This window comes from Pseudomonas sp. R62 (assembly GCF_000257605.1).
Taxonomy (GTDB): Bacteria; Pseudomonadota; Gammaproteobacteria; order Pseudomonadales; family Pseudomonadaceae; genus Aquipseudomonas; species Aquipseudomonas atacamensis.
Window position 1 is genome coordinate 533,056 of sequence record NZ_JH635999.1, and the last position, 17,487, is coordinate 550,542.

A 17,487-nucleotide genomic window follows, 5' to 3' on the forward strand; every position below is an offset into this window, starting at 1 on the left:
GTCATGGACTCCGGCAGCTTCACCGCTGCGGCCGATCAGTTGGGCCTGTCCAAGCAGTTCGTCAGCCGCCGTTTGATGCAACTGGAAGAGCGCCTCGGTGTGCGCTTGTTGAACCGCTCGACCCGCCGCCTCGACGTCACCCCCCTGGGGCAGAGCTATTACGAATCGGCGTTGCGTTTGCTCGGAGAAGTCGAGCAGGTCGAGCAGGGCATCGCCGGCGAAACCGCCGAGCCGCGCGGCACGATTCGCCTCAGCGCGCCGCTGTCGTTCGCGGTGGCGCATCTGGGGTGTCTGCTGCCGTTGTTCCTGCAGCGTTATCGCGAAGTCACCGTCGAGGTCGATTTAAGCGATCGCCCGGTCGACCTGCTCGGCGAAGGTTACGACCTGGCCCTGCGCATCGGCGTGCTGGAAGACTCGACACTGATCGCCCGGCGCATCGCCAGTATCGAACGGGTCTACTGCGCCAGCCCGGCCTACCTCGCCGAACGCGGCACACCACTCAAACCCGAAGACCTGCACAGCCACGATTGCCTGCCTTACGGCCACGGTCGCTCGGTGCAATGGCGCTTCAACGAAGCACCGGGCAAACCGCTGCTGATCAACGTCACCGGGCGCATGCGCGTCAACAACGGCGAACTGCTGCGGGACGCCGCGGTGCAGGGGATGGGAATTACTTATCTGCCAACCTTCATCGTCGGCGCGGCGTTGAAGGACGGGCGGCTGGTGCCAGTGCTGGATGATTTACGCCCGGAGCCACTGACCCTGTCGGCGGTTTATCCGCAGCATCGCCAGGCTTCGCGGCCGGTGCAGGCGCTGGTGGAGTTTTTGCGTGAGCGGCTTAACCAGAGTCATGTGAATCTTTGATAGTGGTGCCTACTGGGCAAACGGCGTGTTATCGATCGGGCGAACGTCACACCGTTTTTTCCCGCGATGTCTTTATGGATATTCCTGTCGGGTATGCAAAACGCTAAGTATCTCGACTCGATCCGTCACCTCATAAATCACTACGTAGTTAGGATGTACAACGATTTCCCGGGTGCCGGGAGATCGACCTTTGCGGTAGAGATGGGGATGAACGGAGAGTGAGGTTGTGGATTCTTCGATGGATTTCGAGAGACTCACTGCGGCTGCAAAGTTTCTCTCGCCAATGTATCTGAGGATGTTCGAAAGATCGGCCTTGGCTTCGGGCCGCCACTCAATCTGCATCGGCCTTTTTTCGCATGGATTCGATCAAGGCATGCATGTCCGCCATCACGTCCTCATGGGGGAGACTCGGATGGGGATCATCTCTGGACGCCTGCACCTTGGCTCGCAACCAGCGATCATGACTGGCAGCCTGCTCGTCGTTTTCAAACCCTGAATCGTCGGGAAAGATTTTGCCGTCCATTGTGCCTCCGGGATCAATGCCTGGCAGTCTATTCGGTACAGGGATTGCTGTCGTCGTTGTCTGGATGAACTGCATCTGGGTCGAGCTCCATGAGTACTTGTAGTTCGACAAATCCTAGACTGAGCGCTTCCGACGGCCAACCGACGGAAGATGTAGGAAAACGGTTGGGGTATCCCGAGTTCCTTCCTTTTTCTGTAGGACTCGCTGAAGAGGACTGCGCAGTGTGATTACAACATTGGAACAACCGCCACCCCGTGTCTGTTCTAGACTCACGCCGCTCAATCACGAGCCTCACCCGGAGTAGCGCCATGGAAGTGCCCAACCCCAAAACCGCCATCGAAAGCAATCGACAGGCGTGGAACGATTCCGCCCGTCATCATCAGGATTCGCCGGACTGGCAGGCATTGCTCAACGATGTCGCGCAGGCGGAGTTTTGCTGCCTTGATGACACCTCGCGCGGCTTGCTGGACGTCGACGGCAAAGACGTGATTCAACTGGGCTGCAATAACGGTCGGGAGAGCCTGTCACTGTTTGCGCTGGGTGCCCGCAGTGTCGTCGGCGTCGATCAATCGGCAGCGTTTCTTGAGCAGGCCCGCGAGCTCAACAGCCGCTCGCCGCATACTGCCGAATTCGTCGAGAGCGACATCCACCATCTGCCCGCATCGCTGCGTAACCGCTTCGACGTAGCCCTGATTACCATTGGTGTACTCAACTGGATGCCTGACATCGGCGAATTCTTCCGTCATGTCGCGCAGGTGCTGAAGCCGGGCGGCAAGCTGGTGATCTACGAAACCCATCCGTTTCTGGAAATGGTTGATCCGCAGGCTGAAGATCCCTACCGCCTCGCCAGCTCGTATTTCCGTGTCGAGCCGTTTGTGCAGGAAGAACCGATTGTGTATGTCGGCAAGGTCGAGCAGCCGGCGGCGAAGTCGTACTGGTTCGTGCATACGCTGGGCGCGATCTTCAGCGGCGCCATTGGAGCGGGGCTGAGCATTGTGGATTTTCAGGAATATGCGCATTCGAACCGGGAAGAGGTGTATGACTGCTACCTGAACCAGCAGGCGCAGCTGCCGATGTGCTTTAGCCTGGTGGTGAGCAAGGCCTGAGAAACTTTTTTGCGACGGCTGGCCTCTTCGCGAGCAGGCTCGCTCCCACAGGGAAACGCATTCCAGTGTGGGAGCGAGCCTGCTCGCGATGGCGGCCTTGTGACCGCCAGAAAATTCAGGGAACGGCGTGATTGACTACGTGCCCCGGCTGCGCATAAAGATCAATGCCCAGCGCATGAATAACCTTCAACACTGTGTCAAAGCGCGGCTTCGCTCCGGGAGCAAAAGCTTTGTACAAACTTTCGCGACCCATGCCTGAATTCTTGGCGATCTGCGTCATTCCTCGCGCTCTCAAAACGTAACCGATTGCGCGAAGGAATTCTTCGCTGTCTGCGTCTGCAAGAACCTGTGACAGGTACTCACTGATGGCTTCATCACTGTCGAGCAGCGCGACCATGTCGAAATTCGTCAAAGTCTGGCTCATGGTTAAACCTCCTTTGCCATTTTTTGTGCGCGTCGGATGTCTGCGCTTTGTGAGGATTTGTCGCGCCCGATGTCGTGCTTGACTCTATCCAAGTGGATACAGATAAACAGTCGGCCAAGTCTTTCCCGAATGTTGGAAGTGTCGTCACAGTTTGTAGGCAACCAGCCAATCGCTTGTGAGAGCTGCGGGTGCAGCTACTGGCCTCATCGCAAGCAGGCTCGCTCCCACAGGGAAACGCATTTCAGTGTGGGAGCGAGCCTGCTCGCGATGGCGGTATCAAAACCGCCGCAAATATTCAGCCTGAATCAAGCCTGCGCGGGCGTACTTACTACTGGTCTTTCCGGCTTGCGCAGCGCCTCCAGCCTCGACTCGCTGTAGCGCGTTTCGCGGAAGAAGCGCCAGTGGCCGAACAGGTCGTAAACATGCGTGATCCGCCCTTGTTCCTTGTAGCCCAGGCGCACATGCATCTTCAGGGCCTGGATATTGGCGTTGTCACAGATATCCACCACCTTTTTATACCCCCCGGCGTCCATGACTTGCCAAAGTGCGGTCTGTGCGTCGAGGGTCAAGGTGCTGCCGAAATAGGGCCGGGCAATTTCGGCACCGAACTGGAAGTACTCACCGGGCTCGATCGTGAACGTGTAGCGGTAGAAGTGACGATCGTAATAGTCGCGGGTACTGGCCCAGACGAACCCGACGGTGTGGCCTTCCTGGTCCAGGTACATGTGCCCCGTGTGCCCTTCAGCGGCCAATTCGGCCATGGTCTGCACACGGTCACCAAAGTACTTGCCGAAAGCCTTGGCGTTGTCCTCGGTGATGTCGACTCTATGTAAACCTTCACAGGGGCGCAGTTTGTTCGGCGCGATCGGCGTGACCAGATCGCGCTCCATCCACAGCAATTCACGGTGAGCGAAGACATAACGTTTGCCGAAAGCGCCAAGGGTGCGGCGCAGGCCTTTTTGTTTGATGCGCAGAAGCAGTTTGTCGATGACGTTCATGATGCTCTCCGAGGCGCTAGCCCTGGTGTGGTGGATGATGTTGCCGGTTGAGTTGCGCAGGTATTTGCCGCTTTCGGTTTGCCGGCACGCTGTGCGCGCCATTTTTGCAGGGCCGGTTTGACGCAGTACCAAAGACGCAGGCCCAGGCCCAGCAGCAAGCCACTGGGGCGCCATGAGTAGAAGCTCCAGCGCCAGTGTTCCAGTTGTCCGGTCATGCGCTCGTGCAGTTGATGACTGGAGTTTTCCAGGCTGACCCGCGAGGCATCGATCCAGTGCCATTGCTCGTCCAGGCCCCAGCGAATCCATTCCTCCAGCAGCACTCGACCACTGCCCAGATCGGCATGTTGCGGCAGGAACGCCAGGTTGTAGTCGTAGAGGCGGCCCTGCTCGAGCAGGCCCAGCCGATAACTGATGCAGCGGCCGTCCAGCTCCAGTGTCACCACTCGCACCAGCCCTTGAGCGGCGAGGGCGGTGAAGGCGTTCTGTATCCATTGACGGCTGTGGTCAGTTGCGAAAATGCCGACGCCCTCGTCACCTTTCCAACTGACCGACTCGACTTCTTTCAACGCCTGTAAAACCGTAGGCATCGACAGCGCATCGGGGGTGATGCGCCGCACTTGGGCGCCGCACGCGGCAATCCGTTTGCGCGCACGACGCAGTTTGTAGCGCGGGTCGCCGGAAACTTCCTGCTGGTCGGCGTCGCTGATCAGATGCACCGGCACCCGGCAACTCAGGCGCCGTTCAGCGGTGGAGCTACGCGCCATCCAATCGGTGAGGGCACTTTCTTCCCCGGCAGGTTCCGACAGTTCGTTGAGTTGCAGCAGCGCATGGGGCAGGCGCTGACGGATCAGCATCAGCGCATCGCGCATATCCTCTGCGCCGAGCAACGACAGCAGGGCCAACCGATCGGCCAGCGGATAACCCAAGTGGCGCAAGACGCGAAATGGCACGCCCGCGAAGCGTTCGCGGCTGGACACCAGGGGCAGGCACAGGCGCAAAGCCTCTGCTTCCCAGCCGAGCAGAACGTGCAGGCACTGATTCTTTTCCAACGCCTGCTCTGCTGCGCACAACCAGCCGAGGTGGTTGAACGGCGTGTGATCGGCTACGTGAAGGCGCAGCGTTTCATACGCGGTTGCCGGGAAGTCGGCAGCGCACAGCGAGGTGCGCCATTCAAATCGCATCACCATAGGTTCAGGCCGCCGTTGCTGGGACAGGTGGACGAGAATTTTTCCGCAGTGCCTCCAGGCGCGAGCCGCTGTAGCGGGTTTCGCGATAAAAGCGCCAGCGACCGAACAGCGTGTAGATATTCATGATCCGCTGTTGTTCGGTATAGCCCATGCGCAGGTGCAGCTTGAGCGCCGGGATGTTTGTCGATTCACAGACATCGACCACTTTGCGGCAGCCTTTCACGGCCATGGCTTTCCATAAGCGTAGTTGCAGATCTACCGACAATTCGGTGCCCCAGTAGGCGCGAGTCAGTTCGCCACCGAACTCGAAAAACTCGCCAGGTTTCACCGGGAACCGGCAACCGTAGTAATGCCGATCAAAATAATCACGCGGCGAGCCCCAGATAAACGCCACGGCATCGCCATGCTCGTCGACATGCATATGCCCGGTGTGACCTTCATTGGCGAGTTCGGCCATGACGCCGACACGGTCGCCGAAGTAACGGGTGAAGGCGCTGGCGTTGTCTGCGGTGATCCGCATTAATCGCAGTGGCGGGTATGGTTTGAGGTTGTGCGGCGGCACGGGGCTGACCAGATCCCGTTCCATCCACAGCAGTTGCCGATGGGAAAAAATGTACATTCTGCGGATCTTCGCCAAGGTCGCTCGCAGACCTTTGCGACGGATATGTCCGCTGAGTTTTTTAAAGATATCCATGGTCTCTTCTCCTGATGAAAGTGCCGCGCGTAGCATCACGCTCGCAGGGCAGAAGGGCGGTTCATGAAGCGTTCCAGTTCAGGGCAAACAGGGTTTGCCCGGGTAATTCGAAACGCACGCGCCCGTGTTCGCAGGCAAATGGTGCGTCGCGGGCGCGATTGTCAGCGCCGAAGAAATGCAGGGCGCCTTGGTTGAGCGGGCACTTGGCACCGCTCAGAGCAACGCGTTGCAGGCGCGTGCCTTTGTTCACCCCGAGCAACGTGCGCTGCTCGTCGCCGGCCATCGCCAGTACGTCCACTTCGAAGGCGTCGTTATCCAGTTGCAGCACGTGCGGCAGCCAATGCCGGACGATGAATTGCTGGGCCAGGCCGACCGGTTTCAGCTCGAAGCGATCGCCGGCCAACACGCGCACCATGCCCTTGGCGTAGGGCGGTTCGTCGGCCGCCTGAAACCAGTTGAGCATGCTCAGCAAGCCGTCCTGAGAAGCATTGATGACCACCGATGCCCACCACAGGGCGGCGTAATGAGTTTCCTGGTCGTACGGGCTCAGGCTCGAGCCACTGGACAGATTGGTCTGATCGAGCAGCAAGGCTTTGCGCGGCTGACCCTTTGCGTCGAGGCCGACCAGTTGCGCGGCGCGGCGCACGCTGTCGCGGTAGACGCGAGTGGCGAGCAGGTCGCGGATCATCCATTCGTGCCAGGCCAACGCGTCAATCTGATCGGGCGCTTCACTGAGCAGACGCCGTGCCCAATCGATCCCGCGTTTGTCTGCGGCGTTATTGGCGAACGGGCCGTTGACCAGACGCGAAGTGGCCGGCATGGCGATGCGCACACCGGCACTGGCATTGGCCGGATTGCTGCGCACCTGTCGGGCCATGCTGACGAAAATCGAGCGGTATTCGTCGTAGCTCGAATAGTTGAGGTTCGGCTCGTCGGCGAAGCCGATGTAATGCGTGCCTTGACCACCCAAGGCACGAGTACCGGCGAGCCATGTCTCAAGGCCGTTGCTGCTTTGTACATCGGCGCGCAGATTGGCCTGACGCCCGGTGCCGGCGAGCAGGGTGATGTCCTGGCGGATGCCGAAGCGCGTCTGATAAAGCTGGCGAACCGGGTCTTCGAAGCGGGCACTTTTCGACGTTATGTCAACGTAGCTGTAGTAGCTCGCCGCGCTCGGTTTCAACGCATCCAGTACGGCATGACTACTTGCGGGCGGCATCAGATTGGGCAGCGCGATGCCCAAGTCCGGAGTGCGCCCGAGTACCTTGGCGTGCAGGGTCAGGCGGACCTCACCCGATTCTTCATGCACTGGCTGCAGCTGCTGCGGATTCTGCGCAAACAGGTTGGCCGTGCCATCGAGCCAGAACGCCGCTTTGCCGCTGCCCTGCAGGCGCAAGCGCCAGGTCTGAGGCCGGTCACTGACCGGCAAGGCCACTTGATCGAATTGCCAATAGGCGCGGTGGGGCTTGAGGGCCAGCGACAGCTGTTGTCCATCGTCTACACGCTGTGCTTGCAGCGCGTTGACGCCGCCATGGTATTTGCCGTTCAGCACCGCGTGTTCGCCAGGGGCGACCTGGAAAAACAGCTCAGTACCATTGCGGGTTTCGACGCTGAAATGCACTTTGGCCGGACTGAACAGCGCCACGGTGGTTGCGTCATGCTCGACGCGGTAACTACGGAAGCTGTAGCCGGGAATCTCCAGGCGATAACCGGCAGCTCCCGGCACCAGCGGCCAGCTTTGCGAACCGCGAACCTCACTGGCCTTGATGAAGCGATCACCTTGCAAGCGGCCATAGCCGTCAAGCAGATAGATATGCTCTTCATTGGCCTCGGCCTGCCACGCCGGAACCCAGCGCACGGTGACTGTATCCGGGCGGTCGGCTTGCAGATACAGGCTGCCGTCGCGAATGTCGCCCCACTGCATCGGCGCAGCGAAGGCGTTCAGCGTCATGCCGAGTCCGAGCAGCAGGGCCAGGCGCTTCATGCGGCTTTCCTGCGGTGCAGCATCAGCCACATCGGGCTGAGGTCACCGGGCAGAATGAACAGCGTGTGCCAGAACGGCACGCCGCTCAGCCTGCAATAAAGCACCAGCATCGCCAGGGTCACTGCCAAATAGGCAATCGAGGACGCCGCCGCTGCGCCGACGATGCCGTAGCTGGGGATCAGCAGCAGGTTCAGGCCCAGGTTGAGCAACGCCCCAACCCCCATCATCAGCGAGACCGTGGCAGGGCGGTTCTTGCCGATCAGGTCCAGGCGCAGAATGCTTGCGTAGCACAGGCCCAACAGCCCCGGCAGCAAAGCCAGCAGTGCCGGATACGCGGGTTGGTAGGCGACGCCGAACAGGGTGATGATCAGCCATTCGCCGATCAGCGCCATGGTGATGCAGGCGCAAAGCATTACCGTCGCGGTCAGGCGCAGCGCCAGCGGCGTGACCTTGTCCATGCCCTTGTCCTGTTGCAGCAGACGCTTCATCAGCGGTGTGGTGACCGCTTCCGGAACGATCAGCAACAGTTCAGCAGCGGCGCTGGCCATGGCGTAATGGCCGAGCGCGCTGCTACCGAGCAGGGCGCCGATGAACAAGTAATCGGAGCGCAGGATCACCTGTTGGAACAGCAGGTCCGGATGGCTGCGTGCACTGAATTTCAGCAGCTCTTTCTGGCTTGCACGATCCCATTGCAGTTGCAGCGGCTGAGCGCGTTTGAGCCACATCCAGCCCACCAGCACCACCAGGCTGATACCGGCCAGCCAACTGATGAGCGCCGCTTCGAGTGCCGCCTCTTTCCACATCCAGAACAGCGCAACAAAAAGCAGCAGCGGTGCCAGCGATTCGATCAGGCGCAGAACATTGAAGGCGACCACGCCACCCGACGCGTTGTGCAAGGTCAGCAGGCCGCTTTTGAGCACGGTCAGCGGTACCGCCAGCAGCAACAGCCACGCCAGCAGACCGAGCTGCATCGTGACATCGAGTTCGCTGCCAAATTCTCGCGCCAGCGCCACCACCAACAACGTCAGCAGCCCGGCGAGCAGACAACCGAACACCAGCACCTGGGCGAGCAACAGCCCCATCGGCCGCTGGTTAGCCGCTTCATAACCGACTGCCGAATTCAAGCCGCCGCTGGTGGCCGCACTGATCAGATCCGGCAGGGTGCTGAGCAGGGCGAACAGACCGCGTTCGCTCGGCCCGAGAATCCGCGCCAGCAACACATTGCGCAGCAGGCGCAGGGCGATCATCGCCAGTTTGGTGCCCATGCTCAGGGCGAGGTGCTTGATGTAGCTGCCGCGACTCATGGCCGTGCCCCGCGAAAGATCCGTAGCGACAGCAGCTCCGGATTGCGCGCGGTACGTTGGCTGACGCCGAAGCGCGGCAGGTTCAGCGGGTCGCCGGCGCCGCGATAGAGTCCGGTGGACGTGCCAAGCGCAAACGGATAATCGTGATTGGCGACCTGCTCGCGCACGCGCTCATCGTTGTCGCCGTTGGGGTAGCAATACACCGGCAGTGGCCGATTGCAGCCGTTGTGCAGGGCGTCGCGGCTGCGGCTGATTTCTTCGTGCAAACGCATGTCATCCAGGCCAGTGAGGATCGCATGACTGGCGCCGTGGGGGCCGAAGCGCACCAGACCGGACGCTTCCATGGCGCGCACCTGATGCCAGTCCAGCGCTTGCGGCAGAGAATCCGGCGGACACTGATTGGTCAGACGTTCGAGTTCCTGCGCATCGAGGCTCTTCAGCCCCTGCAGGTAATGCAGCAGCGCCAGGCTGCGCCGGTCGACATCGATATCGTCGAGCAGTACCGGCAGCGGATGACCGGTGATGCGCAGGTGCTCGATCAGGTGCATACGGGCCTTTTCGCCATGGCTGCCCCACAGCGTTTCACCGACGCTTTCCCACCAGAACCGTTGTCGACTGCCAATGAAATCGGTGGATAGAAAAATGCTCGCCGGCACCTGATATTTCTGCAACAGCGGATAGGCATTGACCGCGTTGTCACGCCAGCCGTCATCGAAGGTCAGCGCCACGCGCGGGCGCTCGGTGCGCAGGGCGTTGGGCTGCAACAACTCCATCAGCGGCACGCAATCGAAATGCTTGCGCAGCCATATCAGCAAGTGTTCGAACGCCTGCGGGCCGACACACAGTTCATTGCGGTGCGGCAGGTTGGCCGCACGGTCGTTGGCCAGCACTCGGTGGAGCATCAGGATGACCCCGGCCCCGTGCAACTGGCTGCGCCCCACGGACGAGTTGAGATAGAGCCAGCCGCTGGTGCGTTTTATCAGTTGTTTGATAGCCATGGCATGCGCCCTCTCAACGATTCTGGTCAGGATTCCACTGTGCGTACCGTTGCCCGCGCAGGAACTGCCACAGGCCGACGCTCATGCCTGCCAGCGTCACCAGCAGGAAGGCCGCGAGGCGGAACGGTTTCGGTAAACGGTGTTGCGAATCCAGCAGGCCGGCGATGGCAATCGAGTAACCGAGCAATTGCGCGAGCAGGCTCAGGCGATAGAAACCGTGCTGGTTCCACAGCCAGAAATTGCTCAGCAGCAGCGGCAGCAACAGCACCGGCGCCAGTCGACGAATCAGTTTGTGGCTGATCAACGCGATCGAATACAGGCCGTGCCTAAAGGGATTGAGCAGTTCACGGCGTTGCGCCAGGCTCTGCAGGCCACCGACGGTGACCCGCTGGCGACGACGCCATTGCTTGTCCGCTTCGTCGACGCCCTGATCGATCACCTGCGCCTCGGGCACGTAGACGATGCGTTTATGCGCCACCGGTGCGCAGGTACTGATGAAGAAATCATCGTTGACCTCGGCCGGCACGGTCTGGAATAGCTCGCGGCGCAAGGCGAGCAGGGCGCCGTCGGCGGAGACCATGCAGCCGGTGCGATTCTCGACCCGGCGCAACCAGCCTTCGTAATGCCGATACAGACTGTCGCCGATGCTCAGGCCACCACCGGTAACCGGGATCACCATGTGCCCCGCGCAGGCGCCGACCTGCGGATCGCTCAACGGCGCGAGCAAGTGGCCAAGGGTATCGCGCGACCATTGGTTGTCGGCATCGGTGAACACCAGAATGTCGCCGCTGCTCAGGGCGGCGCCGGCATTCAGCGTGGCGGCTTTGCCCTGGCGCGGCAGGTCGAGCACGGTGATGCGCGGATCAATCACTTTGTGCGCGCAAGCCACGGTGTCATCGGTCGAACCGTCGCTGGCCAGAATGATCTGCAACGCGGCCGGCTGATAGTCCTGAGCCAGCAGCGTGCGCAGCTTGTGCTCGATATGGCGTGCCTCGTTGTGCGCGGCAATCACGATGCTGACGTTCAGCGGCGGTGCGGGGGCATGTCGCCAGGCCGGGAACAGTGGCGCGAGCAAGGTGAGCAGCAACGGATAGCCGATGTAGGCGTACGCTGGCAACAACAGGCACAGGCAAAAAATGAGTTCAGCCACGGGCAGGCCTCCTTGCATTCCAATGACACAGACCGAGAATCAATGCTGCGCTTGCCAAGTGCAGGCGCACCCAGTGCAGGCCCCAGAGCTGCAAGGTCAGGCTGAGGTTATGCTGGCGAATGCTTTGCCGCAGGCTGAGCAGCAGACTGGGCAGCAGGCCTGCCATCAGCAGCAGTAACGCCTGCTGCGCGTAGCCGCCCAGCAACGCAAGAATCGCCAGAGCATCAAGCAGCCACACCAGTAACGAGAGCAGCGGAAACCGCAGCAGACGCAAGCTCATGCCGTGGGCACGGAGCAATTGCAGATGACTGCCCTGACGCCACAGTTCCTTGCCGACCCACTCGCGCCAGGTCATTTCGTAGCCCCAATGCAGAGCGACGCTGGTATTGACCGACAGCAGGCGAGCACCGTGTCTGTGCAGGCGCAGGGTGTATTCCTTGTCCTCGCCGGTGCGCAGGGTTTCGTTGAATCCGCCGACCTTGTCGAACCACTGCTTGCGCATCAGCAGGTTGGCACTGGGCAGCCATTGCACAGTGCGCGTGGCGCGGCCCGACGGGCGCAACGAGCGGCGCTGCCACGCGGCGGCGAACCATGGCGCGGCAGCAGGGGTGTGCAGGTCGAGGCCGAAGACGTCACCCTGGTCGCCCGCAGCCAGAGCCAACATCTGCTTCAGCCAGTCTTCCGGCATCTCGATATCGGCATCAATGAACGCCAGCCATTCACCACGGGCAACCGTTGCGCCTCGATTGCGCAAGGCACCGATCAGCAGGCCGGGCAGCAGCAGAACCTGCGCGCCAAATGCGCGGGCGATCTGCGGACCTTCGTCGGTGGAGCCGTTGTCGACGACGATCAGTTCACAGTCGATGTCGGCTGCGTGCGCGGCCTTGCTGGCGGCCAGCAGCGTTCGGCCAATGTGCCGGGCTTCGTTGTACATCGGAATGACAATGCTGATCCGGCTCATGCTTTGGCCTCCGTCAGCGCTGCCTGCTCGGCTTTCAGGCGCAGCACCCAGGTCAGCGCCAGCATGATCCACAGGTATTTCAGGTTCGGCGCACTGAGGAACATCAGGAACAGCGTCAATGACAGAAAGCTCATGCCCAGATGGGTAACCATGCCTGCGTGCTGCCACTCGCGCCGTTGCAGCCACGTGCGTCGTGCACGGATCAGGTTGTAGAAACCCTGCACCAGCATGCCGACAAACAGCAGGCCGGCGGGGATCCCCAGTTCGCTGAAGATCTCCAGATAAGTGTTATGCGCCCGGCGATACAGGTCGCCGATCTTGCGGTTGGCCGAGAACGCCTTGGCATAACCGGTGGTCGCGTAGTGCAGCGGGAAGGTGCCAGGGCCGGAGCCGAGCAGCGGATGCTCGCGAATGATCTGGCTGCCAACGACAATGTAGGAGGCGCGACGGCCGAGGGATTCGTCCTGGGCCTTGGCCCCGGCGCTGAGGATGCTCAGCGATTGAATACGTGCCAGATAACCGGCCGGCATCGCATAGATCGCCAAGGGCAGGATGATCGCAGCACCGAGCATGGCGAAGCCGAAATGCCGTGGACGAATGCGGGTCAACTGCTGGCGGTAGTGCCAGACCCCGATTGCCAGACTCAACGCCAGTACGACCAGCCCTGAGCGCGACTCGGTTTTGGTCATGCCGCCGAGCAGCAACAGGCAGCAGCCAGCCCAGAACAAACGGTGCAGCAGGTTCGGGCTGCGAATCACCAGCAGCAGGCCCAGCGGCACGGCGAAAGCGATCAGCAGGGCAAAAGCGTTGGGGTCTTCGAGCAGGCCGGCGGCGCGGCCCTTGTCCTGGAATCGGCTGGAAAACATCGCCATCGCGCAGGTCGCGCTGACACTGAGCGTGACCAGTCGGGCGAACAGATCCAGATTCAACTCACGGCCGATCAACAGGGTGATCACGAACAGGACCAGACCCACGCTCAGTTCCCGCAGATGAGTTTGCGACATGCCCAGATTGTCGCTGGCGAACAGGCTCAGCAGGTAAAGGGCCATGAAACCGATCAGGTAGCGCCACAGATTGCTGCGCAGGCGCTGCGAGGGGATCTTGTGCATCGCCAGTTGCAGCATCACGATTACTGCCAGCGAGGCACCGATCAATTTGCTGCCCGATACCGAGCTGTCCTTGAAGAAACCTTCGAACGGCACCAGCGCGGCAATGCCGAGCAGGCCCCAGGTCGGCTTGCGGTACAGAACGGTGAAACCGACCAGACCAATAACCGCCCCCGGTGCCAGATACGGCCAGGGACTGGCCAGCAAACCGAGGCTGACCAGGGCGAACAGACTGACGATCGAGAGCGGGAAAATCATGTGCGTGTCTCCCGTGCCGTTTGGATGTACAGCTGCGACCAGCGTTCGGCCAAAGCCTTGAGGTCGTAGCGCTCCTGTTGGGTGCGTCTGGCGTTGTCGCGCAACTGCGCGGCCAGCTTCGGTTCGGCCAGCAAGGTGTCGAGCTGGCGGGCGAGGGCGGCGGTATCCGTCGGCGCCGCGAGCAGGCCGTTGTGACGGTCCTGCAGGACATCAGGAATGCCGCCGACCGCGAACGCCACCACCGGCACGCCGGCCTGCATCGCTTCGAGCAGAATCATCGGCGTGCCCTCGGTGCGCGAGCTGATCACCAGCGCATCGAGTTGTTGCCACCAGCCTTGCATCGCCGTCTGGTAGCCCGGCAAGCGAATCCGTTGCTGCAACCCGGCAGCGTCGATACGCGCCTGCAAGGCCTCGCGTTCCGGGCCGTCACCGAGCATCACCGCGTCCAGTTGCGGATGCTGGTGACACAACGCAATCAGCGCATCGAGAAACAGGTCCGGGCCTTTTTCGCTGCTCAACCGGCCGACGTAACCGGCCAGCCAGCGTTGCCGCTCTGCCAGCGGCGGCATCGCTGGCGCCGCTGGCAAACCGTTGGGAATCACCTGCAACTTCTCCGCGCTCACGCTGGCCTTCAGATGCAGCGTGGCGATGCTGTGCGCCACGCAAACCACCCGTTTCACCGAGGCCGTGCGGCACAGTTGCAGGCTCAGCCAGGTGTAGAACTTCTGCTTGCGACTGCGCGGCGTGAAGCCGTGCTGGGTGATCACCAGCGGCAGGCGCAACAGCGTGGCGCCGACCCAGCCGAACAACAGGCCTTTGAAGTTGTGGGTGTTGAGCAACGGTTGGTCGCCACGGCGCTGACGCAAGTGCCGCAGCAATTCGCCGAGCCCGGCACAAGCGCGAGCGTCCACCCCGGCTTCACGAAAGCGCGAGATCAGCTCAGGCGGTGCGTCGAGGAACAGCACTTGGTGCTGCCCCGGCGTGGCCAGGCAATGATCCAGCAACATCCGCTCGGCCCCGTAGAAGCCGCCGCTGCTGAGCAAATGAATGATCGGCAGGGCGACGATTGGGGTGGACACCGCGTTCAATTGCGCACCCAGTGAACCAGGCTCGGCATGGTCCAGTTCTTGTGCGGATTGCCCGGCTGCGACGTTTCTTCGTTGAGCACCAACAACACTGGCACGCCCAGTTCATGGCTGATTTGCGCCGGATGCTTGAAGCGATGGTCGAAGAACTCACGCACATAGACGAACGCGATTGCCAGCAGCAGCCCGGTGAACAGCCCGAATGGAATGATCAGCATCGGCTTGGGAAAAGCCGCTTCGGTCGGCTCGAACGGTGGACTCAATACCCGGGCGTTGGACAAGTCGTTGTCCAAAGCGCGTGTCGTGCTGCTCTCGGCGAAGCGTTGCGCATAGGTGGAAAACGCTGCGTGCAAGGCGCCGATCTCGGTATCCATCTGACGCAGCTTGCTTTGGGTCTGCTGCAGCTGATGGATGCGATTCTTGAACTCGGCAATGCGCGCGGTTTTCTGCTCGATGACCTGGCTCACCACCGACAGGTCGATCGTGCGTTCCTGGATGCGGTTGTTGACCACTTTGAGGAACTGTTGGCGGGTGCGGGCAATTTGCTCGCGGGCCAGCAACATCGGCTCGCTGCCAGGCTGGAATACCGCCAGGTCATTCATATAGCGGCTGACCTGAGTGGTCAGCGCCTCGCCCATCTGCCTGATCTCGCGGTCCTCGAAGGCAATGTTGTCCACCGTTGTGGTGAAGGTGAACGGGAAGGTGTAGTCGTTGAGCTTGTTGGTGTTGGCGGCGGCCAGGCTGGTTTTCAGGTAATCAAGCCAGCGCTGACTTTGCAGCAAGCGATCGCGATACAGGTTGAGTGCCTGCTCTTCGGTGTTGATTGCGTTGAGGCGAAAGGTGATTTCCTCTTTCGGGTCGGAAGAACCGACGCTTTCCAGCAGGCTCAGCCGCGCGCCTTCAAGACCATCGAGCCGCACCTGATACTGATGCTTCTTGGTTTCGTAGAACGAATGCGGCAGCTCGATCGATTGCAACGCCTGACGATCGACCAGATAGTTCTGCAGCAACGCGGCAACAAACGTTGTGCCTTGGGCCGGATCGGGAAAGCTGTAGACGATCGAGATCACATTGGAACCCGGCAGGGTTTCGATCTTCAGGTTGTCGATGGCGTCCTGGGTCAAACCGTCCAGTGCCGTGTCGCGCACCGGATCGGTTTGCATGCCCAGCGCATCACGCAGCGGATTGATCACGTATTCGCGCAGCGGCGTGCTGACGTAACGCTTGATCGGCTCGCCTGCCAGCTTGCTGAGCATCCCCGGCGGCGGGTTGTACTGACCCATGTCGCGCAGTTCGCTGATGGTCTGACGGATCAGCGCCGGCGAACGGAGGATGTTGCTTTCGGTTTCCATGTCCGCCAGCGATGGCGGAATGAAGGTGGCGCTGTCCTGGGTCAGCGAGGTGGTCGCATCGCCCTGAGACAGCTTTTTCGACTGCACGATGACCTGCGCGGTGATATCGAAGCTCTGTTTGAGCAGCAACGGCAGGAGCAGGGCGATCACTGCAAAGGTCAGGAAGATGCGCTTCACCGTTTGCTTGTTGGCGAAGAAAATCCTGAAGAACTCGTGCAGGTAATTTTCTTTTGGGTTCATGTCGGTCACCTGAGAGTCAGTTGTCACTGCCTTTGTTGTCGACGCGGTAGCCGAAGCTGAAACCGACGCCCTGGAACAGCACCACATCAGCCAGTTGGCGGGCGAGTTCGCCGGCGCTGGCCAGTTTGGTTTTTGGCACGTAGAGCATGTCATCCGGCTGCAGATAGGCGATTTGTGGCGCGTCACCCGACAGTGCTTTCTCGACGTCGTAGTTCATCGCCTGCACCTGATTGCCGTTGCGCCGCATGATCACCACCGAATCCAGCCGCGCCTTGACGTTGGTGCCGCGCGCCAGAGTCAGCGCCTCGAGCACTGACACCGGCCGGCGGATCGGGTAGGAGCCCGGTTGTGCGACTTCGCCGAGCACGTAGATCTCGTTGCCGGCGGTGGACTTGAGCAGCACATCCACAGTCATGCGGCCCGGCAGTTGCGCGTATCTCTGATTGAGGAAGGTTTCCAGCTGATTGACGGTCATGCCTTGCAGCGGCACCGCGCCGATTTCCGGAAAACTCGCGTAGCCATCAGTGCCGACGGTGATCTCGCGGCTCATGCCGGTGGCCGGATGGTTCAGCGCACTTTTAAGGTTCTGCTCGTTGCTCAGCGGGCTGAGAATCTGTACCGAGAGCTGATTGCGGTTGGGTTGGAACAGTTGCTTGCGCTGATACGCACGCTGGATTTCCTGACGGGCTTCTTCGCTGGTCAGCCCGGCGATTTTCACCGAGGTGTTGGCGCCCGGCAGTTCGATAGTGCCGTCGGGCAGCACCAGTTGCGTGCCGTTGAGCTGACTGGCGGCGGTGAAATTCAGGCCGATCTGGTCACCTGATTGCACGCGGTAAGCGTCCGAACCGCTGGTGCTGATGTGAAAGATCACATCCAGCACGTCTTTCGGGCGCAGGGTCTGTTCGACCCGCGGCATGTCGGTGGCCTGGGCGTTGGCCGGTGTGGCGGTGAGAATATTCACCGGCATGTTGCGGGTCTCGGAAGTGCTGGTGCAGCCCGCAAGCGGCAGCAACAGCAGGACAAGCATTCTGGCGTTCATGGCGTCATCCTTTGCGTTCGCTTACAGGTTTTTGTAAAGCCATTTGGGCATGTAGTACTTGCGCCGGTTGAACACGCTGCCGACCACTTTCGCCCCGGCCTGAGTCAGGCGTTGCACAGCGGCCTGGGCGACTTCCCAGCGGGTGTCTTCGGCGCGTACGACAAACACTACGCCGTCGACCTGAGTGCTGATGACCAGGGTGTCGGCGGCGGAATAC

Annotated in this window: 17 protein-coding genes and 1 pseudogene; 2 read left to right on the top strand and 16 right to left on the bottom strand. The window is 61.0% G+C overall.

What is annotated here, in order from left to right:
- On the top strand, positions 1-864 hold an 864-nt coding region (locus tag OQK_RS20815), incomplete at its 5' end, for a LysR family transcriptional regulator (protein WP_016774083.1).
- Between the two features lie 72 nt (positions 865-936).
- On the opposite strand, the gene OQK_RS29485 is transcribed toward OQK_RS20815, so the two are convergent.
- Both OQK_RS29485 and relB read right to left on the bottom strand, forming a co-directional pair.
- On the bottom strand, positions 937-1,206 hold the full coding sequence (locus OQK_RS29485; protein WP_081489880.1) for a type II toxin-antitoxin system RelE/ParE family toxin: 270 nt from the start codon (positions 1,204-1,206) through the stop codon (positions 937-939).
- The gene (gene relB, locus OQK_RS20820; protein WP_038862015.1) at positions 1,196-1,387 is read right to left on the bottom strand and encodes a type II toxin-antitoxin system RelB family antitoxin; all 192 of its coding nucleotides are present in this window, start codon (positions 1,385-1,387) and stop codon (positions 1,196-1,198) included. The genes OQK_RS29485 and relB overlap by 11 nt, the downstream gene beginning before the upstream one ends.
- A 308-nt stretch (positions 1,388-1,695) precedes the next feature.
- On the opposite strand from relB, the gene OQK_RS20825 reads away from it, so the two are divergent.
- Positions 1,696-2,493, top strand: a complete 798-nt coding sequence (locus OQK_RS20825; RefSeq protein ID WP_016774086.1) for a class I SAM-dependent methyltransferase — start codon at positions 1,696-1,698, stop codon at positions 2,491-2,493.
- A gap of 115 nt (positions 2,494-2,608) precedes the next feature.
- On the opposite strand, the gene OQK_RS20830 is transcribed toward OQK_RS20825, so the two are convergent.
- From OQK_RS20830 to OQK_RS20895, 14 genes and pseudogenes are all read right to left on the bottom strand, one after another.
- The gene (locus OQK_RS20830; RefSeq protein ID WP_016774087.1) at positions 2,609-2,917 is read right to left on the bottom strand and encodes an addiction module antidote protein; all 309 of its coding nucleotides are present in this window, start codon (positions 2,915-2,917) and stop codon (positions 2,609-2,611) included.
- A 305-nt stretch (positions 2,918-3,222) separates the two neighbouring features.
- On the bottom strand, positions 3,223-3,915 hold the full coding sequence (locus OQK_RS20835; RefSeq protein ID WP_016774088.1) for a hypothetical protein: 693 nt from the start codon (positions 3,913-3,915) through the stop codon (positions 3,223-3,225).
- Positions 3,912-5,102, bottom strand: a complete 1,191-nt coding sequence (locus OQK_RS20840; RefSeq protein WP_016774089.1) for a GNAT family N-acetyltransferase — start codon at positions 5,100-5,102, stop codon at positions 3,912-3,914. The genes OQK_RS20835 and OQK_RS20840 overlap by 4 nt, the downstream gene beginning before the upstream one ends.
- Before the next feature lie 4 nt (positions 5,103-5,106).
- Complete coding sequence (locus OQK_RS20845; RefSeq protein WP_016774090.1) at positions 5,107-5,796, bottom strand: hypothetical protein; 690 nt, start codon at positions 5,794-5,796, stop codon at positions 5,107-5,109.
- A gap of 61 nt (positions 5,797-5,857) precedes the next feature.
- Complete coding sequence (locus OQK_RS20850; RefSeq protein WP_016774091.1) at positions 5,858-7,777, bottom strand: hypothetical protein; 1,920 nt, start codon at positions 7,775-7,777, stop codon at positions 5,858-5,860.
- Positions 7,774-9,081, bottom strand: a complete 1,308-nt coding sequence (locus tag OQK_RS20855) for an oligosaccharide flippase family protein (RefSeq protein WP_016774092.1) — start codon at positions 9,079-9,081, stop codon at positions 7,774-7,776. Before OQK_RS20855 ends, OQK_RS20850 begins: the two co-directional genes overlap by 4 nt.
- Positions 9,078-10,079 carry a polysaccharide deacetylase family protein gene (locus tag OQK_RS20860; protein WP_016774093.1) on the bottom strand — a complete coding sequence of 334 codons (1,002 nt, stop codon included), beginning with the start codon at positions 10,077-10,079 and terminating at the stop codon, positions 9,078-9,080. Before OQK_RS20860 ends, OQK_RS20855 begins: the two co-directional genes overlap by 4 nt.
- A 13-nt stretch (positions 10,080-10,092) precedes the next feature.
- Entirely contained in the window at positions 10,093-11,229 is a 1,137-nt protein-coding gene (locus OQK_RS20865; protein ID WP_016774094.1) for a glycosyltransferase, read from the bottom strand.
- Positions 11,222-12,190: a glycosyltransferase gene (locus OQK_RS20870; RefSeq protein WP_016774095.1), complete on the bottom strand. Its 969-nt coding sequence runs from the start codon at positions 12,188-12,190 to the stop codon at positions 11,222-11,224. The genes OQK_RS20865 and OQK_RS20870 overlap by 8 nt, the downstream gene beginning before the upstream one ends.
- Positions 12,187-13,554: an O-antigen ligase family protein gene (locus OQK_RS20875; protein WP_016774096.1), complete on the bottom strand. Its 1,368-nt coding sequence runs from the start codon at positions 13,552-13,554 to the stop codon at positions 12,187-12,189. Before OQK_RS20875 ends, OQK_RS20870 begins: the two co-directional genes overlap by 4 nt.
- Positions 13,551-14,642, bottom strand: a complete 1,092-nt coding sequence (locus tag OQK_RS20880; RefSeq protein ID WP_016774097.1) for a glycosyltransferase family 4 protein — start codon at positions 14,640-14,642, stop codon at positions 13,551-13,553. Before OQK_RS20880 ends, OQK_RS20875 begins: the two co-directional genes overlap by 4 nt.
- On the bottom strand, positions 14,639-16,231 hold the full coding sequence (locus OQK_RS20885) for a GumC family protein (RefSeq protein WP_016774098.1): 1,593 nt from the start codon (positions 16,229-16,231) through the stop codon (positions 14,639-14,641). Before OQK_RS20885 ends, OQK_RS20880 begins: the two co-directional genes overlap by 4 nt.
- A 16-nt stretch (positions 16,232-16,247) precedes the next feature.
- On the bottom strand, positions 16,248-17,270 hold the full coding sequence (locus tag OQK_RS20890) for a polysaccharide biosynthesis/export family protein (RefSeq protein ID WP_016774099.1): 1,023 nt from the start codon (positions 17,268-17,270) through the stop codon (positions 16,248-16,250).
- Positions 17,271-17,291: 21 nt separating this feature from the next.
- Positions 17,292-17,487 (bottom strand): annotated as a pseudogene (locus OQK_RS20895) (CpsD/CapB family tyrosine-protein kinase); the annotation flags it as partial.